This window comes from Streptomyces sp. NPDC052773 (assembly GCF_044547145.1).
Lineage (GTDB): Bacteria > Actinomycetota > Actinomycetes > Streptomycetales > Streptomycetaceae > Streptomyces.
The window spans coordinates 101,437-117,802 of sequence record NZ_JBITZX010000003.1 but is presented as its reverse complement, the minus strand read 5'-3'; the positions used below and the strand labels follow the sequence as shown (position 1 = coordinate 117,802).

Sequence of the window (16,366 nt, the reverse complement as noted above, 5' to 3'; positions counted from 1 at the left end):
GGCAAGTGGTGTGGCAAGGTAGTCGTCGTTCCCGAGAGATCGGGTTCGCAGGCTGCATCTTGTATAGACGAGTAGATGGGGAGAATCTTGCGCACCATTCGTGTCGAGACCTCGGCCGCGACGATCCTGCTCACCGAGGCTCCCGAGCCCAAGGTCCGCGACCGGCAGACGGGCGAGATCGCCAAGGACGCCGTGAGCGGCGAGGCGCTGATGACGATCGGCGTCGTCCACATCGAGGACGGAGAGTCTTCGCTCATCAAGGTCACCGTCCCGGAGAGCGGCGTCTCGGAAGGGCTGACCCTGGGGGCGCCGGTCTCGCTGCCGGGGCTGGTCGCCCGGCCGTGGGAGAGCGTGCTCGGCGGACAGCAGCGGCACGGCATCGCGTTCCGCGCCGCCGCCGTGACTCCGGCCGCCTTCCCGGCCGCTGTGGGGGCCTCCGCCTGATGACCGACCTGACGACGCTCCTGGAGGTGGGTGGTCCTGTCGCCGCACTCGGCGGCGGGGCCGCCTACGCCCGAGCCAAACACCCCGGCCTCTACTGGTCGGCCGTCGGACTGCCGATATCCACGGCCCGGTTACTCGGCTCGTACGGCTCGGTCATGGAGGCCTGCGGCCTCACCGTGACGCCGTCCCGGCTGCGGATGCTCGCGGTCAAGGCCACCACCCGCCGCGAGATACGTCCCGTACCGCCGCGTCGGGGCATGATCCGGCCCACCTCGACGGGTCTCCGGATACGCCTGGGGCTCGCCCCGGGCCAGGAACCCGCCGACGTTGCGGCTTCGGCGGAACGGCTGCGTCACGCATGGGGCGTGCATGCCGTGTACGTCTCCACCATCAAGCCTGGTGTCGTTGAACTGCGGCTCGTCGGCTTCGACGTGCTGCGGCAGGTACGCATGCCACGCAAGGTCGGTGCTGGATTCCTGAAGGTGCCGGTGGCGCTGCGGGAGGATGCCACGCCGTTCGTACGCGACTACCGCACCATCCCCCACCAACTCACCCTCGGCGCGACCCTGTCGGGCAAGTCCATGTACCTGCGCCACCTGATCACCGGGCTCGCACCTCACCCCGTCGCTCTCGTCGGGATCGACTGCAAGCGCGGTGTGGAACTGGCGCCCTTCGCCGCCCGGCTCTCCGCCCTGGCCACCGACCCCGAGCAGGCGGCCGAACTGCTGCCCGTCCTCGTGAAGGAGATGGAGGACCGGTACGACCTGATCAAGGCCCGTCAGGGCATTGCCCCGAACACCCCGGACGAGGAGATCACCTCCGACATCTGGGGCCTGCCCGAGAACGAACGGCCCGTACCCCTGGTCCTGTTCGTCGACGAGGTGGCCGAACTCTTCCTCGTCGCCACGAAGAAGGACGAGGAACGCCGGGACGAGATGGTCACCCAGCTCATCCGGCTCGCCCAGCTCGGCCGGGCCGCCGGCATCTACCTGGAAATCTGCGGGCAGCGCTTCGGCGCTGAGCTGGGCAAGGGCGCGACCATGCTGCGAGCCCAGTTGACCGGCCGTGTCTGCCACCGCGTCAACGACGAAGCCTCCGCCAAGATGGCACTGGGCGACATCGCCCCCGAGGCGGTCGCCGCCGCCTGCGCCATCGCCCCCGAACGGCCCGGCCTCGCCGTGGCTGGTGACACCTCCGGGGGCTGGTCCCGCATCCGCACGCCGTACCTCTCCCTCGGCGACGCCGCCGAGACCTGCCGCGAGTCGGCCCACCTGGTCCCCGACCTGCCCGCGCTCAAGCCCTTCCGGCCCGACGTGCCCGTACGGCCGCCCGTTGAGGCGCCGGGCCCGGTCGTGCGGCCCCGCCCGGTGGCCGACTGATCCGCGTCCGCACTCATCCCCGGTCGGCGTGACCGCCTCACGCCATGTCCCTACCCCTCCCATGCCCGAATCCGGAAGGAGCCGCAGCATGCGCGCCCACCTGGCCCGTGTCGACGCGGTGCTCGTCCAAGCGGTCATCGCCGCCGCGCTGTCCTTCGCCCACCTGCACGACGTCGCCTTGGCGGCCGGACAAGACGGGTGGAAGGCGTGGGCCTATCCCGTCTCGGTCGACCTGCTGCTCGTCGCCGCCTGGCGTCGGCTGCGGTCCGGCGAGGCGAAAGCGGCCGGGTGGTGCTGGTTCCTGATCGCCCTCGCCGCGTCCTTGGGCGCCAACGTCGCCACCGCGGGGCTGCTCGACCTGGATCACGTGCCGGCCTGGCTCCGCATCCTCGTCGCGGGCTGGCCCGCGGTCGCCTTCCTCGGCGGAACCCTCCTGGTCCACTCGTCGCCGACCACGCGCGACGAGACCGGTGACGTCGTGGGTCAGGAGACGCCCGAGGGCATCGAGGACCAGGAGGACGCGCCCGATCCTGCAGCGGCGCTCCCGGTGCCTGCGGCAGTCGAGTCGGTACCGGCTCCGGCCCCGCCTCCGGTCGCCGTCCCGGCCGCCCTGGTCGAGCACGCCCGCAAAGTCGCCGCCGAGCACCACGCCCGCACCGGAACGGCCATCGACACCCCGACCCTGCGCGCCCGCCTCGGCGTCCCGCCGCCCATGGCCGACGCCATCGCCGCCCAGCTCACCTGACCGACAAAGGAGAACCATGCCTCTCTGCTTCAACACGGCCGCCGACTACCTCGAAGCGGCCCGCGAGATTTCCGTAAGCGGTCGGCCGGCGCTCGCTCGGCTCCTCGCCGAAGAAGCCGCCGACCGCACGTCGGACCCCGGGGAAGCCGCCCGGATCCTGCGCGAATTCTCTGACCCAAGCGAGCGACAGGAGGACTGACATCCATGCCCGCACCAAAGCGCTTCCGCTCCGTCACCCGCATCGGACCCGTCCAGGTCGGCACGTCCTACGACGGCCGCGGCCGGGAGAAGCACACCGCCGCCTGCACGGCCCCGCGCTGCGGCTTCTCCGCCGACTACGACAGCCGCGCCGCCGCCGAGCTGGCCGCCCGAACCCACCGTTGCCCCGTCCGCTGAAAGGACCCGCACACCGTGACCGTCAGCCTCCCGCTCGTCGTCCTCCTCGGCTTCTTCGCCTGGGGAGCGGTCAAGTTCCTCGGCGTCCGCACGTGGATCGTCGTCCTGATCGCCCTCTTCGGCTTCTGGCTCTCGGACACCTTCCTGGCCCCCGCCATCGAGTCCGGCACGCGCTCCGGCGTGGACATCGTCAACGGCTCACATGACTAGACGAGTAGGTAAGGAGAGCTTCGTCGTGTTCCTGCCCAAGTACCCCGACAGCCCGACGCCGCCGCCCGCGCACCCCCACACCGTGGCCGATCAGGCTCCCGCTCGGCGGCCGGTACCACAGATCTCCGTCAGCACCGGAGCGGTCGCGGCCGTCCTCGTCGGCGGCGTCGTGCTGACCGCGCTCCTGGCCGCCGTCGCCGTCACGGCCGTCTCCGTGGCCGTCGCCGCCGTGGTCCTGCGCTCGCTGCTCCGCGACCAGCACCGCCGCTGACGCACCGGACCCCCGGGGCGGCCTCGATACCGCCAAGCATCCGCCGCCCCGGGGCGTCTCCCTCCAGCCGAACCAGAAGGAGAAAGCCATCATCACCCGTGCCACTCCGCCCCCGCTCCGCGAACTCGGCGAACTGGCCGCCCTCGGCACCATGCCCGCACTTCTGCGTCAGCTCGCCAGCCTCGGCGGCTGCACGCACCCGATCCGCCTCGACGGCCACCGCACCGAGTACACCGTCGACACCCGCACCGGCGAGATCGGCAACGCCCTCCACCACCTCGACTCCTCCAGCCTCCCGGCCGGTCACCTCCTGGTCCGCTGCAACAACCGCCGCACCACCCGGTGCGCGGCCTGCGCCGAGGTGTACCGCCGCGACACCTTCCACCTGATCACCTCCGGACTGCGCGGCGGCAAGGGCGTCCCCGAACGCGTCGCCGCCCACCCGCGCGTCTTCGCCACCTTCACCGCGCCGAGCTTCGGCCCGGTCCACAATCGCCCCACCGGCCCGGCCGGTTCGGTCCGCCGCTGCCGCTGCGGTGCCCTCCACGACCAGGACGCTCCTGCCCTCGGCACCCCGCTCGACCCGGACACCTACGACTACGAGGCGGCCGTGCTCTGGAACGCGCACGCCAGTCCGCTGTGGCGGCGCTTCTCCATCTACCTGCGCCGGGAGGTCGCCAAGCGCGCCGGCCTCACCCAGCGGGCTTTCCGCGAGCACGCCCGGGTGTCCTTCGCCAAGGTCGCCGAATACCAGAAGCGCGGCGCCGTCCACTTCCACGCCGTCATCCGCATCGACGGCCCCGACGGCGGCGACACCCCGCCTCCCGCCTGGGCCACCGCCGAGCTGCTGACCGACGCCATCCGGGCCGCCGCCACCGCCGCCCGCGTGGACGGCCCGGTCATCGACGGCCGCTCCCACGCCTTCACCTTCGGCCGTCAGCTCGACGTCCGCACCATCCGCTCGGCCGACCTCGACGGCGGCCAGGAGCTGACCGAGCGGGCCGTCGCCGCGTACATCGCCAAATACGCCACCAAGGGCGCCGAGACCGCCACGGGAGCTCTGGACCGACCGCTAAGGTTCCTCGCCGAACTCGCCCAGCTCGACCTCAGCGACCACGCCCGCCGGCTCATCCGCACCGCCTGGACCCTCGGCGCGCGCAAGGACCTCGAACACCTCCGCCTGCGGGCCTGGGCCCACATGCTCGGCTTCCGCGGCCACTTCTCCACCAAGTCCCGCCGCTACTCCACCACCCTCGGCGCCCTGCGCAACGCCCGCGCCGAATGGCGCCGCGCCCAAGCCCTGGCAGCGGACGGGTCCGACCCGGACACGACCCTCGTCCTCGCGCACTGGGTCTACGCCGGAACCGGCCTCACCGACGCCGAAGCCTGGCTCGCCGAAGCCCTCGAACCCGCGCCCGGAACGGAAGGAGAGCCCACCCATGGGTAGCCGTCGCCTCGCTGTCGCGGAAGCGGCCTCCGAGCCGCGTGGTCTGCCGTCGCGGTACCTGACTCCTGACGACCTGGTGGCGATGTTCGACCTGCCCAGCGTCGAGACGGTCTACCAGTGGCGCCGCAAGCGCACCGGTCCTCGTGGCTTCCGGGTCGGTCGGCACCTGCGCTACGACCCTGCGGACGTCCAAGCCTGGGTCGAGTCCCTGCGGGAAGGGGCTGCCGCCTGATGGCCGGGCACATTCAAGATCGCTGGTACCGGACCGAGACTGGCCCGGACGGGAAGGTGCGCAAGGTCAAGACCGAGCGCTACGGGTCCGGCCTCCGCTACCGCGCCCGCTACGTCGGCCCGGACGGCACGGAGAAGTCCAAGAGCTTCCCCGACCGTCAGAAGCGGCTCGCCGATCAGTGGCTGGCGCACATCGAGGCGGACATGGCGCGCGGGCAGTACATCGACCCGCGCGCCGCTCGGATCACCTTCCAGCAGTACGCCGAACACTGGGTCACCACGCAGGGCGCCGACCCGAACACCCAGGCCTCGATGGAGTCGCAGCTACGGCTGCACGCCTTCCCCTACCTCGGCTCGCGCCCACTCGGCTCCTTCCAGCCAGCGCACATCCGCGACTGGGTGCGACAGTTGCAGGAGAACGGCATTCGCGGGTCGTACGCCCGGACGATCTACTCCAACGTGCGCGCGGCGCTCAGCGCGGCGGTGGACGACGGCCATCTTCCCCGCAACCCGTGTGCCGCTCGGTCCGTACGGCCGCCGACCGTCGACAACAGGCGCGTCGTGCCCTGGACGCCCGAGCGGGTCTTCGCCGTCCGGGCCGCCATGCCCGAGCGCTACCAAGCCATGGTCGACCTGGGTGGCGGCTGCGGGCTCCGCCAGGGTGAGATCCTGGGCGTGGCCGTCGACGCGATCGACTTCGACTCGGACACGCTCCATGTGGTCCAGCAACTGAAGCTGAGCCGCAGCAAGGCCGTGTTCGCGCCTCCGAAGGGCGGCAAGCTGCGGGACGTGCCGCTTCCCGGCCCCGTCGCCGATGCGCTTCGGGAGCACATGAAGCGGTTCCCGCCGGTCGAGATCACCTTGCCGTGGAAGGTGGCCGACGGTCCTCCGGTGACCAAGCGGCTCATCTTCACCGGGCCGCGCGGCGGGCACGTGTGGCGTACGTCACTCAACGAGGAGACGTGGAAACCGGCGCTGGCTGCGGCCGGCGTCATCCCTGTGCCTGAGCGCGGCCGGCCATACGCGGAGTCCCGCGAGAACGGCATGCACGCGCTGCGACACTTCTACGCCTCGGTGCTCCTGGACGCGGGGGAGAGCATCAAGGCCCTCGCCGAGTACCTCGGCCACTCGGACCCGGGCCTGACACTACGGGTCTACGCCCATCTCATGCCGTCAAGCCAAGAGCGCACTCGTAACGCTGTCTCGCGAATCTTTAGCGGAAGCATTCGGAACGGAAATAAGGCGCCGATTATCTTCGACGCTAAAGAACGCGGTTAGAAGCCGTGATTAGCCATCACGATTGGTAGACACGGTTAGGCGGCCGGATTAGCAGTCAGGAGCATCTAATCCACGTACTTCTGGGCCGATAGATAGTGGTGGACCCCAACCACTCCTACTGGACCGACTGCCTGCTGGGCGTGCATGCACGCACGTTGAGTGTGCATGCACGCCCAAGATCCGTAGCCCGACGGGACTCAAGGACCACCAATGACGCCTGCAAACTATGATTTGGGATGCCGCTCATTCAATGCTAGTCCGCTCTCACCTGGAGAGTTGCAGAAGGACTACCCATCTGAATAGGCTTCACGCGAAATTCAGGGCCACTCCCCTGCCTGGGAGTGGCCCTGTCTCCGATATAGAAACACGTCGCATCCTTCGGAGGAGACTCATGGTCCCACGCGCAGGTGTCACCGTCGACATCTGTCCCCGCGACTTGCCGATCGCGCTCATCGGCACAGGCGGCGGTGCGCTCGCCCTGTGGGCCGACGCTCCCGCCGAGATCGCCGTCCCCGTGGCACTGCTGATCGTTCTCGACATCCGGGTCCGCCGCTGGCGTCGTCGCACCTGACGGCCCACAGACGGCCCAGCCCCACCAAAAAGCCCCCGCCCTGCAAAGAAACCGCAGGTCGGGGGCTTATCAGCGTCGCGTTACTTCTTCTTGCCCTGGTTCTTAACAGCCTCGATCGCCGCAGCCGCCGCCTCCGGGTCGAGGTACGTGCCGCCCGGGTTGACCGGCTTGAACTCGGTGTCCAGTTCGTAGGACAGGGGGATGCCCGTGGGGATGTTCAGGCCCGCGATGTCGGCGTCGGAGATGCCGTCGAGGTGCTTGACCAGGGCGCGGAGCGAGTTGCCGTGGGCGGCGATCAGGACGACGCGGCCGGTGAGGAGGTCGGGGACGATCGAGTCGAACCAGTAGGGGAGCATCCGGTTGACGACGTCCTTCAGGCACTCCGTCTGCGGGCGCAGCTCCGGCGGGAGCGTCGCGTAGCGCGGGTCGGAGAACTGGGAGTACTCGGCGTCGCGGTCCAGCGGCGGCGGCGGGGTGTCGTAGGAGCGGCGCCACAGCATGAACTGCTCCTCGCCGAACTCGGCGAGGGTCTGGGCCTTGTCCTTGCCCTGGAGCGCGCCGTAGTGCCGCTCGTTCAGGCGCCAGGAGCGGTGGACCGGGATCCAGAGGCGGTCCGCGGCCTCCAGTGCGAGCTGCGCGGTGCGGATGGCGCGCTTCTGGAGGGACGTGTGGACCACGTCGGGCAGCAGGCCGGCGTCCTTGAGCAGCTCGCCGCCGCGCGTCGCCTCCTTCTCGCCCTTCGCGGTCAGGTTGACGTCCACCCAGCCGGTGAACAGGTTCTTCTCGTTCCACTCGCTCTCGCCGTGGCGGAGGAGGATCAGCTTGTACGGTGCGTCGGCCATGGCTTCGAGCCTACCTAAGGGGTATGGGGGCTGCGGGCCACGCTCCCCCTCCGGCGGCGACACCCCCGTAACGTCCCGGTGAACTCTTCCACAACCTTTCCTCACATTCGTCTGTCTCGTAATCGCAGGACTTGTGCAGGGGGAAGAAGAGGAGCCAGGACGTGACCGTGCGTTCCTTTGCGCGGCGTATGCGACCGCGGGTCGAGCGGAAGGCCGCCGAGCGGGTGTGGCAGCTGCGGACCATGCGGCGGCGGCGGAAGGCCGCGGTCACCGATCCGGTGCTGCGCCCGGTCGCGGTGCGCGGCCAGCGGTTCTACGGGCGGGTGGTGTCCCGGTTCACCGCCGCGGAGGCCGCCGCCGGCAACCTGGAGATCGTGGTCTCCGCGCTGGAGCAGGCCGGGGTTCCGTATTTCCTGGTGCCGACGTCCCGTACGCGGCACATCGTCGGTGTCTACGCCGCCGACCGGGAGCGGTTCCTGGCCGCCCTGGAGGCGCGCAACGCGGGCAAGGCCGTGTTCATCGGCCGGCCGCTGCCCGGCGGGCAGCTCAAGCATCCGGCGATGTTCATGGACGGGGTGCTGCCCACGCCGCTGCGCTCCGCCCCGGTGCTGCGCATCGGCGAGAACCACCTCGGGCCCGCCGGGCAGCTGCTCGCCGGTCCCGAGCTGGCCTGTGACGTGGAGTTCTGGGAGGACGGCGCGGAGCTGCTGGAGTCCGCGGACGGGCCGCGGCGGCTGGCCAAGGTGCAGCCGCAGGCGTCCGAGGACGTCTTCCGGGACTCGATCGTCGCGCCGCGCAACAACGGCCTCACCGACGTCCTGCCCGCCACCGAGCGGCAGCCCGCCACCGTGCGCGTCGGCGACCGTGAGCTGCCGACCTTCGCGCCCTTCACCGTGCCGACCGTGAACCGGGTGACCTTCCCGGTCGACGTCGTCTACACGTGGGTCGACGGCGAGGAGCCGGAGATGCGGGTCAAGCGGGCCCGCCACCAGGAGCGCGGGATCGCCGAGATCCTGGACAAGGAGACCAACGCCTCCCGCTACACCAGCCACGACGAGCTGAAGTACTCGCTGCGCTCGCTGGCGATGTACGCCGACTTCGTGCGGCACATCTACATCGTCACCGACGGGCAGAAGCCGCGCTGGCTCGACGACCGGGCCGAGGGGATCACCGTCGTCGATCACCGGGAGATCTTCCCCGAGGGCGTGCTGCCCGTCTTCAACTCGCACGCCATCGAAACCCGGCTGCACCACATACCGAGCCTGTCCGAGCACTACCTCTACTTCAACGACGACGTCTTCGTCGGCCGCCGCGTCACCCCGGAGCACTTCTTCCACGGCAGCGGCCTGATGAAGATCCCGGTCTCCCCGCTGAAGATCGGCGTCGGCAAGCCGCACGGCGAGGAGACCGCCACCAACTCCGCCAGCAAGAACGTCCGCCGGCTGCTGCTGGAGAAGTTCGGGCGGATGACGACGAACAACTTCATGCACACCCCGCTGCCGCAGCAGCGTGGCGCGCTGCGGGCACTGGAGGAGCTGTTCCCCGAGGACATCGCCCGCACCACCGCGTCCCGGTTCCGCTCGCCGACGGACATCGCCATGACGGCCCCGCTGCTCTACCAGTACGCGCTGATGACGGGCCGCGGCGTGCCGGGCAAGTTCTCCTTCCGGTATGTGAACATCAGCCGTCCGGACGCCGCCCGCCGCCTGGCCGACCTGCGCCGCAACCGCCGCTTCGACTTCTTCTGCCTGAACGACGTGGACGTGCCGCCGGAGGAGCGCGAGCAGGTCGGCGTCCGGATGCACGAGTTCCTGGAGGACTACTTCCCGTTCCCCAGCCCGTACGAGAAGCAGCCCGAGGAGCAGCCCGAGGAGCAGCCCGGGAAGCAGTTCGAGCGGCAGCCCGGCACCGCCGAGCGCCAGGGCTGACAGGGCGGCGGCCATGGACCTCCGACACCGTCTCGTGCCGCCCCCGGGCCTGCGGGCCGTCCGGGATCTGCTCCGCCGCCGCCTGTGGCTGTCCGTCCGGCTGTGGATCGCCGCCCGGCTGTGGGCGCTGCGTGCGGTGCCGGCGCGGCGCCGGCTGCGGGCCGCCGTACCCGGGCTGCGGCGGGTCACCTGTGGGCCGGTGCGGCTGTACGGCCGTACGGTCACCGGATACGCCGCCGCCGACGCCGCCGCGGCCGACCTGGAGCAGGTGTGCGCCGTGCTGGACGCGGCCGGTGTGCCGTACTTCCTCGTTCCCGGCGAGCCCGCCTCCGGCGTGGCGCGGCAGGTGATCGGCGTCGCGGAGGCGCACCGCGGGGCCGTCCTCGCGCAGGCCGCGCGCCACTTCGCCGGCACCCCCGGGTTCGTCGGCGCGGTCGGCGCGGACGGTGCCGTGACCACGGCGGTGCTGTGGGCCGACGGCAGGCTGCCGCGGGCACTGCGGCGGGCGGCGGTGCTCCGTACCGGTGTGGTGCGGCTGGGGCCGCGGGGGCAGGTGCTCGGCGGTCTGGACACGGGCTGCGACATCGAGTTCTGGCGGCACGGCAGGGACATCGGAAAGGACCCCGGGTATCTGACCGTGCCGGGCGACCGGCTGCCGGACGTCTTCGGCAGCGCGCTCGTGGCGCCGCGGCCGAACCCCGTCTCGGAGGTGCTTCCGGTGGCGGCGCAGCGGCCGGCCGAGGCCCCGGTGGCCGGGGCGGGCCGGCGGCTGCGGGGCGTGCCGACGTTCGCGCCGTTCGCGGAGCCCGGCATCGACGAGGTGCGCTTCCCGGTCGACGCCGTCTACACCTGGGTCGACGGGGACGACCCGGCGATGGCCGCCAAGCGCCGCGCCCACCAGGCGCTCGCGGACCACGGCATCGCGCCGCGCGAGACCGGCGCCTCCCGCTACACGAGCCATGACGAACTGCGGTACGCGTTGCGCTCGCTGGAGATGTACGCCGGGTTCGTCCGGCACGTGTACCTGGTGACCGACGCGCAGCTCCCGGCCTGGCTGGATCCGCGCGCGGAGGGCCTGACGGTGGTCGACCACCGGGACATCCTCCCGGCGGACGCGCTGCCCGTCTTCAACTCGCACGCGATAGAGAGCAGGCTGCACCACATACCGGGCCTGTCGGAGCGCTACCTCTACTTCAACGACGACGTCTTCATCAACCGCCCGGTGCGGGCCGAGCACTTCTTCCACGGCAACGGCATCGCCCGCATCCCGCTGTCCCCGCTGAAGCTGGGCGTCGGCGACCCGCATCCGCTGGAGCCGGCGCCGAACTCCGCGGGCAAGAACACCCGCGAGGTGATACGGCGCTTCCACGGCCGGCAGATCCGGCACAAGTCGCTGCACACCCCGCATCCGCAACTGCTGTCGGTGATGCGGGAGATGGAGGCCCTGGGCATCGAGGAGCTGCGGCGCACGGCGTACTCCCGCTTCCGCTCCACCGCCGATGTCGCCCCCGCGTCCACGCTGCACCACCACTGGGCGATCGCGACCGGCCGGGGCGTGCCGGCCGACTACCGGTTCCGTTACGTCCAGCTCGGCAGCCCCGACATGCGGCGGCGGCTGGCGCGGCTCGCGGCCGGCGAGGACGTCGACTTCTTCTGTCTGAACGACGTGGACACCGCACCGGCCGAGCGGGCGGCGGCGCGGTCGGCGATCCGGGCCTTCCTGGAGCGGAAGTATCCGTTCCCCAGCCGCTGGGAGCGGGCGGCCAGCGTGGCGCCCCAGCCGTCACGTTTGACGCTCCCTGTTAATTGAGTGGCGTACCGGACTCCGCGGTTCGTAAGGTGTGGCCGCTGGTTGAGCCGCTTACAGCTGTGGGGGATCCGCGATGTCGTCAGCCACCGTGAGACGAGCCGTCCGGGAGACCGTCTCCGGGCTCCCGCGTGAGTTCTGGTGGCTGTGGACCAGCACCCTGGTCAACCGCCTGGGCGCCTTCGTCGCCACGTTCCTCGCCCTCTACCTCACCCTCGACCGCGGCTACTCCGCCACCTACGCGGGACTGGTCGCCGCCCTGCACGGCCTCGGCGGAGTCATCTCCTCGCTCGGCGCGGGCGTGATGACCGACCGGCTCGGCCGGCGGCCCACCCTGCTGATCGCCCAGGCGTCGACCGCGCTGTCCGTCGCCCTGCTCGGCTTCGTGCGCGACCCCGTCGCCATCGCCGCCGTCGCCTTCCTGGTCGGCATGGCCTCCAACGCCTCCCGGCCCGCCGTGCAGGCGATGATGGCCGACATCGTGCGCCCCGAGGACCGGGTGCGCGCCTTCTCCCTCAACTACTGGGCGATCAACCTCGGCTTCGCCGTCTCCTCCATGGCCGCCGGGTTCATCGCCGAGACCAGCTATCTCGCCGGCTTCCTGATCGAGGCCGCGATGACGATGGCCTGCGCGATCCTCGTCTTCGTCAAGCTGCCGGAGTCCCGCCCGGAACGCACCGCCGCCCAGAAGGCCGAGCCGGAGGTCGGCCTGGGCACGGTGCTGCGCGACGGCCGGTTCATGAGCGTCGTCGGCCTGTCCTTCCTCGTCGCGCTGATCTTCCAGCAGGGCTCGGTGGGGCTGCCGGTGGCGATGGGCGAGGCCGGGTTCACGCCCGCCGAGTACGGCATGGCGATCGCCGTCAACGGGGTCCTCATCGTCGCCCTCCAGATCCCGGTCACCCGCTTCATCCAGCACCGGGACCCGCGCCGCCTGCTGATCGTCTCCTCCGTCCTCGCCGGATACGGCTTCGGCCTCACCGCGTTCGCCGGGTCCGTCGCCGTGATCGCGCTCACCGTCTGCGTGTGGACCCTCGCCGAGATCGTCAACGCGCCCACCCAGACCGGGATCGTCGTACGGCTCTCCCCCGTGCACGGCCGTGGTCGCTACCAGGGCATGTACACCATGTCGTGGTCCGTCGCCGCGCTGGTCGCGCCGCTGATGTCCGGGTACGTCATCGACCGGTACGGCGCGGAGTGGCTGTGGGCGATGTGCGCGGCCGTGGGGACGGTGGCCGGGCTGGGGTACGGGCTGCTGATGCGGCGGCTGCCGGAGGAGGAGACGGCGGCGGAGACGGCCGGTGGGGAAGCGCCCACGGGTTCGACCGCACCGGCCCCCACGGAAGCGCTCGGCGAGATCGGCGGAACCCGCCCGTCCCCCAGTTCCGCCGGATAACGTCGCCGCCATGGACGACGCAGAGGACACGCAGAAGGCACAGAAGGCACCGAACACCCAGCAGATACAGAGGACTACACGGGCCCACAGACGGGTGGGACGCCTCTCGGCCGCCGTCGCGGGGGCGGCGGCCCTGGTCGCGCTGAGCGTGGGGGTCGCGCTGGCGGCCGGCTCGGAGGACGAGCCGTATCCCACCCCGGTCCCCACCTACAGCGAGCCCCCGTCCGAGGAGACGCCCGTGCCGCCCGACAGCGGCGGCGTGACCACCGGCGGCGGCTCGGGCGGCAGCACGGGTGGCGGCGACGTGGACCCCAGCCCCACCGCGGTACCGACCGACCCGGGCACCGGCGCGCCCGACCCCGGCGATCCCGGCGACCCCGGCGATCCCTCGACCGACCCCTCCGCGCCGGCCGACCTCGAGGAGCTGAACCGGCGTATCGAGGAACTCGACGCGAAGGTCGACCAGTTGCCCACGAAGAAGGAACTGGCCGACGCGCTGCGCGCCTTCGCCGACGAACTCGACAAGGAGGAGTGACGAGGCGCGCCGCGCCGCGGTGGCCGGAGGGTGGTGTCAGCGGACGTCGACGTAGTCGCCCGCGGCGGTCGCGCCGCCCGTCGTCGACGTCTCGCCGTAGCTCCAGCGCCAGTAGCCGTCGGCGGAGGCGGTCACCGTGGTGTTCAGGTAACCGGTGGAGTTCGCGCGCACGTACTTGACGGTCGTGTAGGTGCTGGTGCCCGCCTTGCGGAACTGGAGCTTGGCCAGCTTGTCGCCGTAACCCGTGTAGGCGTCCTTCACCCAGTCCGCGCGGGTGGCCCGGCCGGTCACGGTGATCGCCTTGCCCTTGGCGACCGGCTCGGGCGAGGCGTTCACGCTGACCCGCGCCGCGCGCTTGACGGCGACGCTGCCGAAGCCGGTCAGGTACTCCTCGGCCACGATCTTGGTGTCGGTCTTGTCCCACAGCCGCGCCGCGACGGCGATCTTCCAGGTCGTCGCGTCGTTGTTGGAGTCCAGGGTGTACGGCGGGTTGATGTACAGCTCGCCCTCGCAGTCCGCGGAGGTCGGGCTGTCGTCGTACAACGTGACGCTCGACATGTAGATGCCGCCGTCCTCGGCACCGGCGGCGGCCGTGGTGCCGTGGTACAGGTACGGGAAGGCGTCGACCCTCTCGGGCGTGTAGCCCGAGGGCCAGGTCACGCGGAAGCTGAAGTCGGGGGACTTCTCCTCGCTGATGCCCACGACGATGGGCTTGCCGTTGTTCACGACCAAGTCGGTCACCGTGATGCCGGTGTCCGCCGCCTCCGCGGCCGGCGCGGAGAACGCCACGAAGGCGAGCGCTCCCGCGAGGACGGCCGCGGTGCCGGTTCTGCCTGTGCGCATGCACAACCTCTTTGCTGGTAGGGCTGACGGCGAATAGACCGCGGCGGCGCCCCGGAGGTTGTACGGAAGTGCGGAAGCCGTGGGGCTAGCCCTCGCTCCGCCGGGTGAGACGCGCGAAGGCGTCCAGATTGCGCGTCGACTCCCCGCGGGAAACCCGCCACTCGTACTCGCGGCGGATGGCGCTCGCGAAGCCCAGCTCCAGGAGGTTGTTGAAGGCGCCGTCGGCCGCCTCCAGGACCTGGCCGAGGAGGCGGTCCACCTCGTCGGGGGTGACTGCGGCCAGCGGGAGCTTGCCGGTGACGTAGACGTCGCCGAGCGGGTCGATGGCGTAACTCACGCCGTAGAGCTTGAGGTTGCGCTCCAGGAGCCAGCGGTGGACGCCGGGCTCGTTCTCGTCGGGCCGGCGGATGACGAACGCGTTCAGGGACAGCGAGTGCCGGCCGACGATCAGCGAGACGGTCGTCGAGAGTTTGCGGGTGCCGGGGAGCTTGACCACGTAGTGGCCGGGCTCGGGGGCCTCCCACTCCAGTTCGGCGTCCTTCAGCGCGCCCTCGAGGATCTGCGCGGCCTGTCGCTGTGCTGCACCCATGGACTCACCCATGGGCCGAGCGTACGCGACGCCGGTGGGCGTGCAGCGCGGCCGTGTAGACCTCCGCGGTGGCCGCGGCGGAAGCCTCCCAGCCGAAGGACCGGGCGTGGGCGGCGGCAGCGGCGCCCATGCGGTCCGAGAGGGTGGGGTCGGTGGCGAAGTCGTGCAGCACGCGCGCGTAGGCGGCCGGGTTGTGGCCCTGGACGAGGACTCCGGTACGGCCGTCGCGCACGGCCACGGGCAGGCCGCCGACCGCCGCCGCGAGCACCGGCGTGCCGGACGCCTGGGCCTCTATGGCTACCAGGCCGAAGGACTCGCTGTACGACGGCATGACCAGCACCGAGGCCGCGCGGAACCAGTCGGCGAGGCGGTCCTGGTCGACGGGCGGGCGGAAGCGGACGACGTCCGCGATGCCGAGGCGCGCGGCGAGCTTCTGCAGGCCCTCGGGCTTGGCGAGGCCGCTGCCGCTGGGCCCGCCGACGACCGGTACGAGGATGCGGGAGCGCAGCTCGGGGTGCTCGTCGAGGAGGACGGCGACCGCGCGGAGCAGTACGTCCGGGGCCTTCAGGGGCTGGATGCGGCCCGCGAAGAGGGGGATCAGGGCGTCCTGGGGCAGGCCCAGGCGGGCGCGGGCGGCGGCGCGGCCGTCGGCCGGGGAGAAGCGGTCCAGGTTGACGCCGGGGTGGACGACGGCGACCTTCGCGGGGTCGGCGGCGTAGTGCCGGACGAGTTCGCCGGCCTCCTCGTCGGTGTTGGCGATCAGCCGGTCGGCGGCGGCGACGATCTGGGTCTCGCCGATGACGCGGGCGGCGGGCTCGGGGGTGTCGCCGTCGGCGAGGTTGGCGTTCTTGACCTTGGCCATGGTGTGCATCGCGTGCACCAGCGGGACGCCCCAGCGCTGGGCGGCGAGCCAGCCGACGTGGCCGGAGAGCCAGTAGTGGGAGTGGACCAGGTCGTAGTAACCGGGGCGGTGCCCGGCCCAGGCCTGCATCACACCGTGGGTGAAGGCGCACAGCTGCGCCGGGAGGTCTTCCTTCGCGAGGCCTTCGTAGGGGCCCGCGTCGACGTGCCGGACGAGGACGCCGGGCGCGAGTTCGACGGTGGGCGGGAGGGCGGCGGTGGTGGCCCGGGTGAAGATCTCGACCTCGATGTTGATCGCGGCGAGCCGCTGGGCCAGCTCCACGATGTACACGTTCATGCCGCCGGCGTCGCCCGTGCCGGGCTGGTGCAGCGGGGAGGTGTGCACGGAGAGCATCGCGACGCGGCGGGGCCTGCGATGCAGCCGCAGCCGGGGCGGTGCGGCCGGGGAGCGCCGTCCGAGCCTGCCGATGTACTGGCTCACGGGCCGTTCCTCCTTGCTGCGGGCATGCCGGTGGGAGGACGTGCGGGCCCTCCACGAGGGGGCAACACCGGAGCTGGCCACTCCATTTCCGCCGCACCCTTCTTTACGGAATCAT

General features: G+C 71.3%; 19 protein-coding genes. 15 read left to right on the top strand and 4 right to left on the bottom strand.

All coding sequences use genetic code 11. The features are described from left to right. The first annotated feature begins 87 nt into the window (after positions 1-87). The 11 genes from ACIG0D_RS08455 (at position 88) to ACIG0D_RS08405 (ending at position 6,972) form a co-directional block, all read left to right on the top strand. Entirely contained in the window at positions 88-444 is a 357-nt protein-coding gene (locus tag ACIG0D_RS08455; RefSeq protein WP_399797266.1) for a hypothetical protein, read from the top strand. Next, positions 444-1,823: an FtsK/SpoIIIE domain-containing protein gene (locus tag ACIG0D_RS08450; RefSeq protein ID WP_399797264.1), complete on the top strand. Its 1,380-nt coding sequence runs from the start codon at positions 444-446 to the stop codon at positions 1,821-1,823. Before ACIG0D_RS08455 ends, ACIG0D_RS08450 begins: the two co-directional genes overlap by 1 nt. Positions 1,824-1,911: 88 nt before the next feature. Beyond that, positions 1,912-2,568, top strand: coding sequence for a DUF2637 domain-containing protein (locus tag ACIG0D_RS08445; protein WP_399797263.1), 657 nt, complete (start codon positions 1,912-1,914; stop codon positions 2,566-2,568). Positions 2,569-2,584: 16 nt separating this feature from the next. Continuing rightward, positions 2,585-2,767, top strand: coding sequence for a hypothetical protein (locus tag ACIG0D_RS08440; protein WP_399797261.1), 183 nt, complete (start codon positions 2,585-2,587; stop codon positions 2,765-2,767). Positions 2,768-2,772: 5 nt separating this feature from the next. Further along, positions 2,773-2,964, top strand: coding sequence for a mobile element transfer protein (locus tag ACIG0D_RS08435; RefSeq protein WP_254379057.1), 192 nt, complete (start codon positions 2,773-2,775; stop codon positions 2,962-2,964). Between the two features lie 15 nt (positions 2,965-2,979). After that, positions 2,980-3,174, top strand: coding sequence for a hypothetical protein (locus ACIG0D_RS08430; protein WP_004986817.1), 195 nt, complete (start codon positions 2,980-2,982; stop codon positions 3,172-3,174). 25 nt (positions 3,175-3,199) lie between these two features. Continuing rightward, complete coding sequence (locus tag ACIG0D_RS08425; RefSeq protein ID WP_219180689.1) at positions 3,200-3,445, top strand: SpdD protein; 246 nt, start codon at positions 3,200-3,202, stop codon at positions 3,443-3,445. Between the two features lie 151 nt (positions 3,446-3,596). Beyond that, a complete protein-coding gene (locus ACIG0D_RS08420) occupies positions 3,597-4,892 on the top strand; it encodes a replication initiator (RefSeq protein ID WP_399797258.1) in 1,296 nt (431 codons plus the stop codon). Then, positions 4,885-5,124, top strand: a complete 240-nt coding sequence (locus ACIG0D_RS08415; protein ID WP_073934353.1) for an AlpA family transcriptional regulator — start codon at positions 4,885-4,887, stop codon at positions 5,122-5,124. Before ACIG0D_RS08420 ends, ACIG0D_RS08415 begins: the two co-directional genes overlap by 8 nt. Then, positions 5,124-6,401, top strand: coding sequence for a tyrosine-type recombinase/integrase (locus tag ACIG0D_RS08410; protein ID WP_399797256.1), 1,278 nt, complete (start codon positions 5,124-5,126; stop codon positions 6,399-6,401). The genes ACIG0D_RS08415 and ACIG0D_RS08410 overlap by 1 nt, the downstream gene beginning before the upstream one ends. Positions 6,402-6,792: 391 nt before the next feature. After that, positions 6,793-6,972: a hypothetical protein gene (locus ACIG0D_RS08405; protein ID WP_399797255.1), complete on the top strand. Its 180-nt coding sequence runs from the start codon at positions 6,793-6,795 to the stop codon at positions 6,970-6,972. 80 nt (positions 6,973-7,052) lie between these two features. Here ACIG0D_RS08405 and ACIG0D_RS08400 read toward each other — a convergent pair whose 3' ends face one another. After that, on the bottom strand, positions 7,053-7,814 hold the full coding sequence (locus ACIG0D_RS08400) for a phosphoglyceromutase (protein WP_399797253.1): 762 nt from the start codon (positions 7,812-7,814) through the stop codon (positions 7,053-7,055). 161 nt (positions 7,815-7,975) lie between these two features. Between ACIG0D_RS08400 and ACIG0D_RS08395 the strand changes: the two genes are divergently transcribed. From ACIG0D_RS08395 to ACIG0D_RS08380, 4 genes are all read left to right on the top strand, one after another. Continuing rightward, positions 7,976-9,742 carry a stealth family protein gene (locus ACIG0D_RS08395; RefSeq protein WP_399797251.1) on the top strand — a complete coding sequence of 589 codons (1,767 nt, stop codon included), beginning with the start codon at positions 7,976-7,978 and terminating at the stop codon, positions 9,740-9,742. A gap of 13 nt (positions 9,743-9,755) precedes the next feature. Further along, on the top strand, positions 9,756-11,552 hold the full coding sequence (locus tag ACIG0D_RS08390; RefSeq protein ID WP_399797249.1) for a stealth conserved region 3 domain-containing protein: 1,797 nt from the start codon (positions 9,756-9,758) through the stop codon (positions 11,550-11,552). Positions 11,553-11,625: 73 nt separating this feature from the next. Continuing rightward, entirely contained in the window at positions 11,626-12,942 is a 1,317-nt protein-coding gene (locus ACIG0D_RS08385; RefSeq protein WP_399797247.1) for an MDR family MFS transporter, read from the top strand. 10 nt (positions 12,943-12,952) lie between these two features. Continuing rightward, complete coding sequence (locus ACIG0D_RS08380) at positions 12,953-13,477, top strand: hypothetical protein (RefSeq protein ID WP_399797245.1); 525 nt, start codon at positions 12,953-12,955, stop codon at positions 13,475-13,477. 36 nt (positions 13,478-13,513) lie between these two features. On the opposite strand, the gene ACIG0D_RS08375 is transcribed toward ACIG0D_RS08380, so the two are convergent. From ACIG0D_RS08375 to mshA, 3 genes are all read right to left on the bottom strand, one after another. Next, complete coding sequence (locus tag ACIG0D_RS08375; RefSeq protein WP_399797243.1) at positions 13,514-14,320, bottom strand: hypothetical protein; 807 nt, start codon at positions 14,318-14,320, stop codon at positions 13,514-13,516. Positions 14,321-14,405: 85 nt separating this feature from the next. Continuing rightward, positions 14,406-14,921, bottom strand: coding sequence for a YbjN domain-containing protein (locus tag ACIG0D_RS08370; RefSeq protein ID WP_399797241.1), 516 nt, complete (start codon positions 14,919-14,921; stop codon positions 14,406-14,408). Continuing rightward, positions 14,914-16,251 (bottom strand): D-inositol-3-phosphate glycosyltransferase, encoded by a 1,338-nt coding sequence (gene mshA, locus ACIG0D_RS08365; RefSeq protein ID WP_365766550.1) that lies wholly within the window; start codon positions 16,249-16,251, stop codon positions 14,914-14,916. The genes ACIG0D_RS08370 and mshA overlap by 8 nt, the downstream gene beginning before the upstream one ends. Between the last annotated feature and the right edge of the window lie 115 nt (positions 16,252-16,366).

Coding starts and splice junctions, on each gene's coding strand:
- ACIG0D_RS08405 (WP_399797255.1), top strand. CDS start 6,793: ATGGTCCCACGCGCAGGTGTCACCGTCGACATCTGTCCCCGCGACTTG.
- ACIG0D_RS08415 (WP_073934353.1), top strand. CDS start 4,885: ATGGGTAGCCGTCGCCTCGCTGTCGCGGAAGCGGCCTCCGAGCCGCGT.
- ACIG0D_RS08390 (WP_399797249.1), top strand. CDS start 9,756: ATGGACCTCCGACACCGTCTCGTGCCGCCCCCGGGCCTGCGGGCCGTC.
- ACIG0D_RS08400 (WP_399797253.1), bottom strand. CDS start 7,814: ATGGCCGACGCACCGTACAAGCTGATCCTCCTCCGCCACGGCGAGAGC.
- ACIG0D_RS08445 (WP_399797263.1), top strand. CDS start 1,912: ATGCGCGCCCACCTGGCCCGTGTCGACGCGGTGCTCGTCCAAGCGGTC.
- ACIG0D_RS08410 (WP_399797256.1), top strand. CDS start 5,124: ATGGCCGGGCACATTCAAGATCGCTGGTACCGGACCGAGACTGGCCCG.
- ACIG0D_RS08440 (WP_399797261.1), top strand. CDS start 2,585: ATGCCTCTCTGCTTCAACACGGCCGCCGACTACCTCGAAGCGGCCCGC.
- ACIG0D_RS08435 (WP_254379057.1), top strand. CDS start 2,773: ATGCCCGCACCAAAGCGCTTCCGCTCCGTCACCCGCATCGGACCCGTC.
- ACIG0D_RS08375 (WP_399797243.1), bottom strand. CDS start 14,320: ATGCGCACAGGCAGAACCGGCACCGCGGCCGTCCTCGCGGGAGCGCTC.
- ACIG0D_RS08370 (WP_399797241.1), bottom strand. CDS start 14,921: ATGGGTGAGTCCATGGGTGCAGCACAGCGACAGGCCGCGCAGATCCTC.
- ACIG0D_RS08385 (WP_399797247.1), top strand. CDS start 11,626: ATGTCGTCAGCCACCGTGAGACGAGCCGTCCGGGAGACCGTCTCCGGG.
- ACIG0D_RS08380 (WP_399797245.1), top strand. CDS start 12,953: ATGGACGACGCAGAGGACACGCAGAAGGCACAGAAGGCACCGAACACC.
- ACIG0D_RS08420 (WP_399797258.1), top strand. CDS start 3,597: ATGCCCGCACTTCTGCGTCAGCTCGCCAGCCTCGGCGGCTGCACGCAC.
- ACIG0D_RS08450 (WP_399797264.1), top strand. CDS start 444: ATGACCGACCTGACGACGCTCCTGGAGGTGGGTGGTCCTGTCGCCGCA.